This window comes from Synechococcus sp. H55.2 (assembly GCF_047462495.1).
Classification (GTDB): Bacteria; Cyanobacteriota; Cyanobacteriia; order Thermostichales; family Thermostichaceae; genus Thermostichus.
Window position 1 is genome coordinate 10,912 of the sequence record NZ_JANSJH010000036.1, and the last position, 8,441, is coordinate 19,352.

General features: G+C 60.9%; 8 protein-coding genes. 5 read left to right on the plus strand and 3 right to left on the minus strand.

Features of this window, described 5'->3' with window-relative positions; all coding sequences use genetic code 11:
* Positions 1-22: 22 nt before the first annotated feature.
* Positions 23-631 (minus strand): peroxiredoxin, encoded by a 609-nt coding sequence (locus NW844_RS06205; protein ID WP_414334399.1) that lies wholly within the window; start codon positions 629-631, stop codon positions 23-25.
* Positions 632-784: 153 nt separating this feature from the next.
* On the opposite strand from NW844_RS06205, the gene NW844_RS06210 reads away from it, so the two are divergent.
* Complete coding sequence (locus NW844_RS06210) at positions 785-1,048, plus strand: hypothetical protein (RefSeq protein ID WP_414334401.1); 264 nt, start codon at positions 785-787, stop codon at positions 1,046-1,048.
* A gap of 6 nt (positions 1,049-1,054) precedes the next feature.
* On the opposite strand, the gene NW844_RS06215 is transcribed toward NW844_RS06210, so the two are convergent.
* Entirely contained in the window at positions 1,055-1,327 is a 273-nt protein-coding gene (locus NW844_RS06215) for a DUF1830 domain-containing protein (protein ID WP_414334402.1), read from the minus strand.
* Between the two features lie 258 nt (positions 1,328-1,585).
* Here NW844_RS06215 and glpX point away from each other — a divergent pair, with 258 nt between their 5' ends.
* The 4 genes from glpX to typA all read left to right on the plus strand — a co-directional run bounded on the left by glpX (position 1,586) and on the right by typA (position 6,455).
* Positions 1,586-2,629 carry a class II fructose-bisphosphatase gene (gene glpX / locus NW844_RS06220; protein ID WP_414334404.1) on the plus strand — a complete coding sequence of 348 codons (1,044 nt, stop codon included), beginning with the start codon at positions 1,586-1,588 and terminating at the stop codon, positions 2,627-2,629.
* Between the two features lie 314 nt (positions 2,630-2,943).
* Positions 2,944-4,239: a glutamyl-tRNA reductase gene (locus tag NW844_RS06225; protein WP_414334406.1), complete on the plus strand. Its 1,296-nt coding sequence runs from the start codon at positions 2,944-2,946 to the stop codon at positions 4,237-4,239.
* A gap of 104 nt (positions 4,240-4,343) precedes the next feature.
* Entirely contained in the window at positions 4,344-4,451 is a 108-nt protein-coding gene (gene psb30 / locus NW844_RS06230; protein WP_011433833.1) for a photosystem II reaction center protein Ycf12/Psb30, read from the plus strand.
* A gap of 186 nt (positions 4,452-4,637) precedes the next feature.
* Positions 4,638-6,455: a translational GTPase TypA gene (gene typA / locus NW844_RS06235; RefSeq protein WP_414334407.1), complete on the plus strand. Its 1,818-nt coding sequence runs from the start codon at positions 4,638-4,640 to the stop codon at positions 6,453-6,455.
* Between the two features lie 7 nt (positions 6,456-6,462).
* Here typA and NW844_RS06240 read toward each other — a convergent pair.
* On the minus strand, positions 6,463-8,441 hold a 1,979-nt coding region (locus NW844_RS06240), incomplete at its 5' end, for a M48 family metalloprotease (protein WP_414334408.1).

Genomic DNA, 8,441 nt, shown 5'->3' on the forward strand with positions numbered 1-8,441 from the left:
CCCTGACAGGGCCTGGGCAAGCCTACTTGGCAACCGCCGCGAAGAACTCCTTGGATTTCACCGGGTCGGGGTTCATCGTTCTCTGGCCGGGCTGCCAGTTGGCCGGGCAAACTTCATCGGGGTGAGCTTGCACGTACTGGATGGCCTGCAGGGTGCGCAGGGTTTCATCCACGCTGCGGCCAAAGGCCAGGTTGTTGATGGTGGCATGCTGGATGATCCCTTCCTTGTCGATAATGAACAGGCCGCGCAAAGCCACCCCTGCCGCCGGATCTAGGACATTGTAGGCGGCGCTGATCTCTTTCTTGAGGTCGGAGACCAGCGGATACCTCAGCTCGCCCACCCCGCCGGCTTTGCGGTCGGTCTGAATCCAGGCCAGGTGAGAGTACTCGCTATCCACCGAGACGCCGAGGATCTCCGTGTCCAGCTTGGCAAACTCGTCGTAGCGATCGCTAAAAGCCGTGATCTCCGTTGGGCAGACGAAGGTGAAGTCCAGGGGGTAGAAGAACAGCACCACGTACTTCTTACCCCGGTAGTCGGAAAGCCTCACCGTCTTAAACTCCATGTCGTAAACGGCAGTGGCCGAAAAATCGGGAGCGGGCTGCCCCACCCGCAGACATCCTTCCTGAGACATTAGTCGACGCTCCTTACAGTAAAGTACAAATGTAAACCAAACCTAACATACCATACTCATAATGACTTTGTCTTGCTGGTCGGCTAAGCTGGAGCGCCGCGATCTAGGGTATCCCCCTTCTTTCTCGTCGCTGGACTCTACCAGGGCAGGGAGATGGTTGCCATGAGGGTGGCGCTGGAGTTTCTCTACCACTTTTGCTGTGACCGCTGCCGGCGGTGGTGGAGCCAGGCTGACGTGGAGCCGCAGCCGGGGGATCGCCTCTATTGCCCCTATTGTGGCTATCACAATTGCATAGAAGGCATCGACACCTTCCGCGACGCCGCACGGGGCAGTTGCCTCAACCGTCCCCCCGATGCCCCTTCTGCCAAGCTGCCCAAAATCGGGAATCGGCCTCAGGATCTGGGATCCCCAAGCTGATTCACTTTATCCGTTCACTGCATCTGCCAAGCTGCCCAGGTGGGGGGGCAGCCAGGAGTGGGGATCGGCCTCAGGCAGCGAAGAATCCAAGAGCGAGTGGCAGGGGCGGCGCTCTTCCAAAAGGGTGGTGGAGCAGCAGCTATACACTTCTAGGTAGTCGTCGGGCTCCGCCTCGAAAATGGCATACTGGCCGGGGAAGAGGGTACGCTCCCAGTGGCCGGGGATCGTTCGGATCACCTGAACCTGCCGGGAACGGTTGACGAAAACGTATCTTCTCATCGCGTTTTTTTAATGTCCTTAAGAAAAACTTATTGGCTTTAAGCCAGGCTATCACCCTTGATCCCCAGCCGACAATAGCCAACGGCCAAGACGGGGATCGCTCTTTCTGCTTGACTTTGGGGGATTTGTTCTCTCAGATTATTGGGGTTGAGAGAACGGGATCCTGAGAAGAAGCCTACCCTGGTAAACTGAGGAGCAGAGTCTGAAGATATCCTTAAGTTGGCCTTCACCGTTCCGACATCACAAAGGGGGCACACCGTGGACAACAAGTTGGGGCTAGAGATCATCGAAGTGGTGGAGCAGGCTGCCATCGCCGCGGCCCGCTGGATGGGCAAAGGCGACAACAAGACTGCCGATCAGGTGGCCGTCGAGGCCATGCGGGAGAAACTGAACCAGATCCCCATGCGCGGTCGCATCGTCATCGGGGAGGGAACCCGCGATGAGGCCCCCATGCTCTACATCGGGGAAGAGGTGGGCATCTGTACCCGTCCGGATGCGGAGCAATTCTGCCGTGTGGAAGAGCTGGTGGAAATCGATATTGCCGTGGATCCCTGCGAGGGTACCAACCTGGTGGCCAAAGGCCAAAACGGCTCTATGGCAGTGCTGGCCATCTCCGAAAAAGGCGGCCTGCTGCACGCGCCGGACATCTACATGCAAAAGCTGGCGGCTCCGCCCCAGGCTAAGGGCAAGGTGCACCTCGACTATCCCCCTGAGAAAAACCTGCAGATCATCGCCGAAAGCCTGGATCGGGAGATCTCAGACCTGACGGTGGTGGTCATGGATCGCAAGCGCCACGTCGATCTCATCCGCCAAATCCGCGAGGCGGGGGCGCGGGTGAAGCTGATTACCGATGGCGACATCTCGGCGGCCCTCTCGGCAGGCTTCAACGGCACCGGCATCCACGCCCTGATGGGGATCGGGGCGGCTCCCGAAGGAGTGATCTCGGCAGCGGCGCTGCGTTGCCTGGGCGCCCACTTCCAGGGGCGGCTGATCTACGATCCCGAAGTGGTGCAGGCGGGCACCTACCTGCCGCCGGTGGAGGAAACGCGGCGGGAACTGAAAGAAAAGGGCATCGAGGATCCCGACAAGGTGTGGGAATGTGAAGAGCTGGCCAGCGGCAAGGAAGTGCTCTTTGCCGCCACCGGCATTACCGATGGCGACCTGATGCGGGGGGTGCGCTTCTTCGGCGGTGGGGCCCGCACCGAAACCCTGGTGATCTCCAGCCAGTCGCGCACGGTGCGCTTCGTGGATACCATCCACATGAAAGACGGCCAACAGCCCCGCAGCCTGCAACTGCGCTAAACAGATCCCCTGCCGAAAAGATGAGGGCGACTTTCCCTTGGCGAAGGTCGCTCTTCTCGTTGGTCGAACGTTAAAAAATCTATCAAGTTGCAACCCGAAAAAACGTAATAACTCTTCAGCAAAATCCTGCGAAACCGGTTCGATACTGGTCTTAGGGTTTAGGTAGGCTGAGAAAAGTTACCTAAGCTTGCTGGAACCGAGACAAGGAACTGCCTTGACACCGGTCTCAGCTCAACCTTCCCGAAAAGGGATGATTTGCTTTTGTTCAGAGATTTTGCTTTTAATAACTGTTGCTGTACAGACGACGGAGAGGCATGTTTATCGCGGTTGTCGGTCTTAGCCATCGCACAGCTCCTGTGGAGATCCGGGAGCGCCTCAGCATTTCCGAGGCCGAGGTGGGAGAGAGGATCCAGCAGCTCCGTGCCCACCCCCACATTGAGGAAGCGGCGATCCTCAGCACCTGTAACCGGCTGGAAGTCTACATTGTCACCCCAGAAATGGAAAGCGGTGTCCAGCAGACGATGCAGTTTTTGGCGGAGGCAAAAGGGATCCCGCTGCCCCAACTGCGCCCGCACCTGTTTACGCTGCTCTACCAAGATGCGGTGACGCACCTGGTGCGGGTGGCCGCCGGGCTGGACAGCTTGGTGTTGGGAGAGGGACAGATCCTGTCGCAAGTGAAAAAAGCGCAGCAACTGGGGCAAGCCTGCAACGGCATGGATCGCATCCTCAACCGCCTCTTCAAGGCGGCCATCACCGCCGGCAAGCGCATCCGCACCGAGACGGGGATCGGCACCGGCGCCATGTCCATCAGCTCGGCAGCGGTGGAGTTGGCCTTGCAGGAGCAAGGATCCCTTTCCCAGGGCAAGGTGACCGTGGTGGGAGCAGGGAGGATGGCCCGCCTGTTGGTGCAGCACCTCCTGGCCAAAGGGGCGGTGGATATTACCGTGGTCAACCGCTCCTTGGAGCGAGCCGAGGCCCTGGCCAAACAATTTGAGCAGCCGATCCAGGTGTTGCCCTGGGAGGCGCTGTTGAGCAGTGTGGCCGAGTCCAACCTGGTCTTCACCAGCACTGGCGCCACCCAGCCGATCCTCACCTACGAGCAACTGGCGGGGGTGCTGCAGACGAATCAGCCGCTGCTGTTGGTGGATATCTCGGTGCCCCGCAACATTGATCCCGACGTGGAAAAGCTAAGAGGGGTACAGGTGTTCAACGTGGATCACCTCTCCCGCATTGTGGAAGAAAACCGCGCCCAGCGGCAAAAGCTGGCCCGGGATGCCGAAGACTTGGTGGAAGAAGAGGTGGAGCAGTTTATGGAGTGGTGGCGCTCTCTGGAGACGGTGCCCACCATTTCCAGCCTGCGCCACAAGGTGGAGTCTATACGCGAGCAGGAGATGGAAAAAGCCCTCTCCCGCCTAGGCAAAGACTTTGCCGAAAAGCACCTGGAGGTGATCGACGCCCTCACCCGCGGCATCGTCAACAAGATCCTGCACGATCCCATGGTGCAGCTGCGGGCCAAGCGGGACATCGAGGCGCGGCGCAGGGCTATGCAAATCCTGCAGGAGCTGTTTAACCTCGATCCCATGCCGTTTCAGGCGCAGCAGGAACGCTAGGGATCCCTGGGCAGTGTCAAATATTAAAGAATTGTAACAGCTCTCTCATCTCAGGGGAAGGGCTGCCCTTAGGATACAAAACGTAAGCTCTGGGAGTTGGGGGTATGTTCGGACAGTACGAAGTGTTCGTGCAGTTGGCGCTGCTGGCCTTGATCGTTCTGGCAGGGCCGGCGGTTATCCTGCTGCTCTACCTACGCGGCGCGGATATGTAGGCAACCTAGGCCGGTTGCCGGCGCAGTTGACAGGATCCCCTGAGGAGGGCCTGTCGGCGTCGGTGGGGGAGTTCGCTCTGTTGCTCCCCTATCTCTTAATGTAACGCTTCTTTGCGCTACAGTTATAGAAGCAGCCCTAGGGCAAGCTCGCCTATAGGGCGTTACTTTATGAGTTGATTATTTCTTATGTCACTCCCCATCCGCAACGTCGCCATCATCGCCCACGTCGACCACGGCAAAACCACCCTTGTGGACGCCCTGCTGCGCCAGGCAGGCACCTTTCGGGAGGGAGAGGACATTCCCACCTGCGTGCTGGACTTCAATGCCCTGGAGCGAGAGCGGGGCATCACCATCCTGGCCAAGAACACAGCCGTCCGCTACGGCGAAACCCTGATCAATATTGTCGATACCCCCGGCCACGCCGACTTCGGCGGAGAGGTGGAGCGGGTGCTGGGCATGGTGGAGGGCTGCTTGTTGATCGTGGACGCCAACGAAGGCCCGATGCCGCAAACCCGCTTTGTGCTGCGCAAGGCGTTGGAAAAGGGCCTGCGCCCGATCGTGGTGGTCAACAAAATCGATCGGCCTCGTGCCGAGCCCTACAAGGCCATCGACAAGGTGCTGGATCTGTTTTTGGAGCTGGGGGCCGACGAAGACCAGTGCGACTTTCCCTACCTCTTTGCTTCGGGGCTGCGGGGCTTTGCCCTGGAAGAAGCTGACCTGAAAGCTTTTCTGGAAGGAAGGTACAGCGGCCCGCTGGACATGAAGCCCCTCTTTGAAGCCATCCTCAAGCATGTCCCGCCGCCGATTGGGGATCCGGCCAAGCCGTTACAACTGCAGGTTACCACGCTGGAGTACTCGGAATACCTGGGTCGGATCGTGATCGGCAAGATCCACAACGGCACCATCCGCCTTGGGGATCAGTTGGCGGTGGTCAAAGAAGATGGGTCGATCGTCAAGGGCAAGGTAACCAAGCTCTTTGGCTTCCAGGGCCTGCAGCGCGTCGAGCTCACCGAGGCTACTGCCGGCCACATCGTCGCCGTGGCGGGGTTTGCCGAGGCCAACATCGGCCACACCCTCACCTCTCCCGAGAACCCGCAGGCTTTGCCGCTGATCAAGGTGGATGAGCCGACGCTGCAGGTGATGATCTGCGTCAACGACTCTCCCTTTGCCGGCCAAGAGGGCACCTTTGTTACTTCGCGGCAATTGCGGGAGCGCCTGCTGCGGGAGCTGGAAACCAACGTGGCGCTGCGGGTGGAAGAGACAGATTCCCCGGATCGCTTTTTGGTGTCGGGGCGGGGCGAGCTGCACCTGGGCATTTTGCTGGAGACCATGCGGCGGGAGGGCTACGAGTTTCAGGTGGGGCAGCCGAAGGTGATCTTCCGCGAGGTCAACGGCCAACCCTACGAGCCCTATGAGTGTTTGGTGCTGGATGTGCCGGAATCGACGGTGGGCGCCTGCATTGAACGGCTGGGGCAGCGGCGGGGGGAGATGCAGAACCTGATGGTGGGCGCGGACGGGCGGGCCCAGTTGGAGTTTGTCATCCCGGCCCGAGGGCTGATCGGCTTCCGTGGGGAGTTTATCCGCATCACCCGCGGCGAGGGGATCATGAGCCACAGCTTTTTGGAGTATCGCCCCCTGACCTCTGAAATGGAAATGCGCCGCAACGGGGTGCTGATCGCCTTTGAAGAAGGGGTGGCCACCAGCTACGCACTGAAAAATGCGGAAGACCGCGGGGTGTTCTTCATTACGCCAGGTACCCGCGTCTACAAGGGCATGATCGTGGGCGAGCACAACCGTCCACAGGACTTGGAGTTGAACGTCTGCAAAACCAAGCAACTGACCAACCACCGGGCTGCCAGCGGGGAAGAGCTGGTGCATTTGCAGGCGCCGGTGGAGATGAACCTGGAGCGGGCGCTGGAGTACATCGGCGAGGACGAGCTGGTGGAGATCACGCCCCAGTCGGTGCGGCTGCGCAAGGCGCAGTTGACGGCCTCTCGTCGCTAGTGGTCGGCTACCACCGTCGCAGGTAGAAGCGCAGGTTGGGGAAATAGAAGGCCCCCCAAATCCCCAGCAAGACAACTCCCAAACCCAACAAAGCCAGCCACAGGCGGGGACGGCTGTGGAGCCGGTCGGATCCCACTTGCACATAGGCCAGATCCACCCAGGCGGTGTTGCCGCGGCGGAACCAGCCCACCACCTTGACCCGCCGGCCCATGAGGGCACGGAGCTGCTTTAGGCCGGAAAAGACATTGCCCACCGGTCCCAGGGGAGAGGTAAAGCGCAGCGGGATCAGCCCGGTGGCATCTTGCAGCTTCGGCTCCGCCCCCAGTTGATAGCCGGCTTGTCCCAAGCCCAGCAGCTCTCCTTCCAGCTCCACCGGCTGGCCACGGCAGGGATCCGCCTCGGGGTCAGCCAGCAAGTGGAGTACATCAGTTGTCTGGGGCGACAGGGATCCGCGGTACATCAACACCGCCTTGGATCCCAGGCCTAGGCCACAGCCCACCACCGCTACCGCAGCAATGACTTTGGGATCGAGGCGATCTTGCAGCAGCAGGTAGAGGATCAGCCCCACCAGCCAACCGACGAGGATCCCGACCACTTCGGCAGCGTAGATGGCCAGATCCAGCCAGAAGCGGCTTTGCAGACGGACCCCATCCAACTTGGATCCAGATCCCAGGCGCAACTCCGGCAGCAGGCGCAGCCGTTGCGCATACTCCGCCAAAACCTGGAAGCGGTGCCCCGGCAACGGATGGCTGGAGTTGACCTGCATCCAGCGGGCCCAGGGGTTGAGCTGATCCCAGAGAAAGACTTGGCCAGCTTGGGCGGGATCCCGGAGGCGGACGGCGGCACTGGCAGCGGCGGTGGTTTTGAAGTCCAAGAAGCTGAACAGTCGGGTGCAGTGCAGCAGCGAAGATGGGCGGCGGTCGTTTTTGTGGGCCTCCTGCAGGCCGGCAGCCGACTTGAGCAGAGCGGCCACCAGCCCGTTGGGGTTGCCCGTGGCCTCCACCGCGAAGTGATCGGCGTGGGAGGTGCCCAGGCGAGAGAGGAAAAACAGCGGGTAGGAAAGCACTGTGTAGATTAGGTAGAGCAGGGGGGCCGCATGGCCGATGAGATCCCGCCGTTTGTTCCCCAGTTGGCTCACCTGCTCCAGAGCCAAGTAAACCAGTTGAAGGGGGGATCCCAGCAGGGTCATAACCAGGATGTCGCCGTTGACGATGCGCCCCAGGGCTTGGGCATAGACGGCGGCAATCTCATCCGGGGCAAGCTGCTGCAACAGGGCCTGGGTGACCACGATGCGGCCGCCGTCGGGAAGAGTGCCGTAAACAAAAGCCAGCGGCCCCCCTTCCGGGATCACCCCCAGGCGGGGTTGTTTCAGTTGTTTTTGGGCGCAGAGGCGCTGCAGCAGGCGGGCCGCCTCGGGACTGTGGCGCTCAATTTCCCCCAAGGTGGTCCAGCGCAGCTTGTGCAGCCGCCGGTGCAGGTGATCCATCAGCCAGGGGGCAAAAAACAAAAGGCCGACGCCAAAGTTGACCGCCAGGCTGCCGGCTACCAACCAGCGCAGGCCATTGCGCAGCCAGGGCAGCAACCCTTGCAAAAACCAAAGTTGCCGCGGAAAACTCAGCCGTCCGAAATCTAGGTGAGCGCCCACCAGCACAAAACTCAGCCACCAGAGGAAGAGGATGCCCACAGCCAGGGATCCCCACTTGGCCCAGCGTAGAGAGCCGGCCCGCTCCGGCAGGGGGATCTTCAGGCCCAGTTGACCGGCCCGTTGGCGGCTGGAGAGCGGCTGAGCTTCAGGAGCCGGTTCTGGGGAGGGCGGGGAAGCAGCGGGTTTTTCCACCGTTTGGGGCAGGCGGGGCAGGATTTTTTGGGCCCAGCCTCGCGCCTGGGGATCCGGGTGCTGCAGCAGTTCCAGACAAAGCGCCCGCGCCTTCTCCGCCTCGCCCGCCAGATGGTAGGCCCGCACCAGGTTCATCTGGGCCTCCAGGG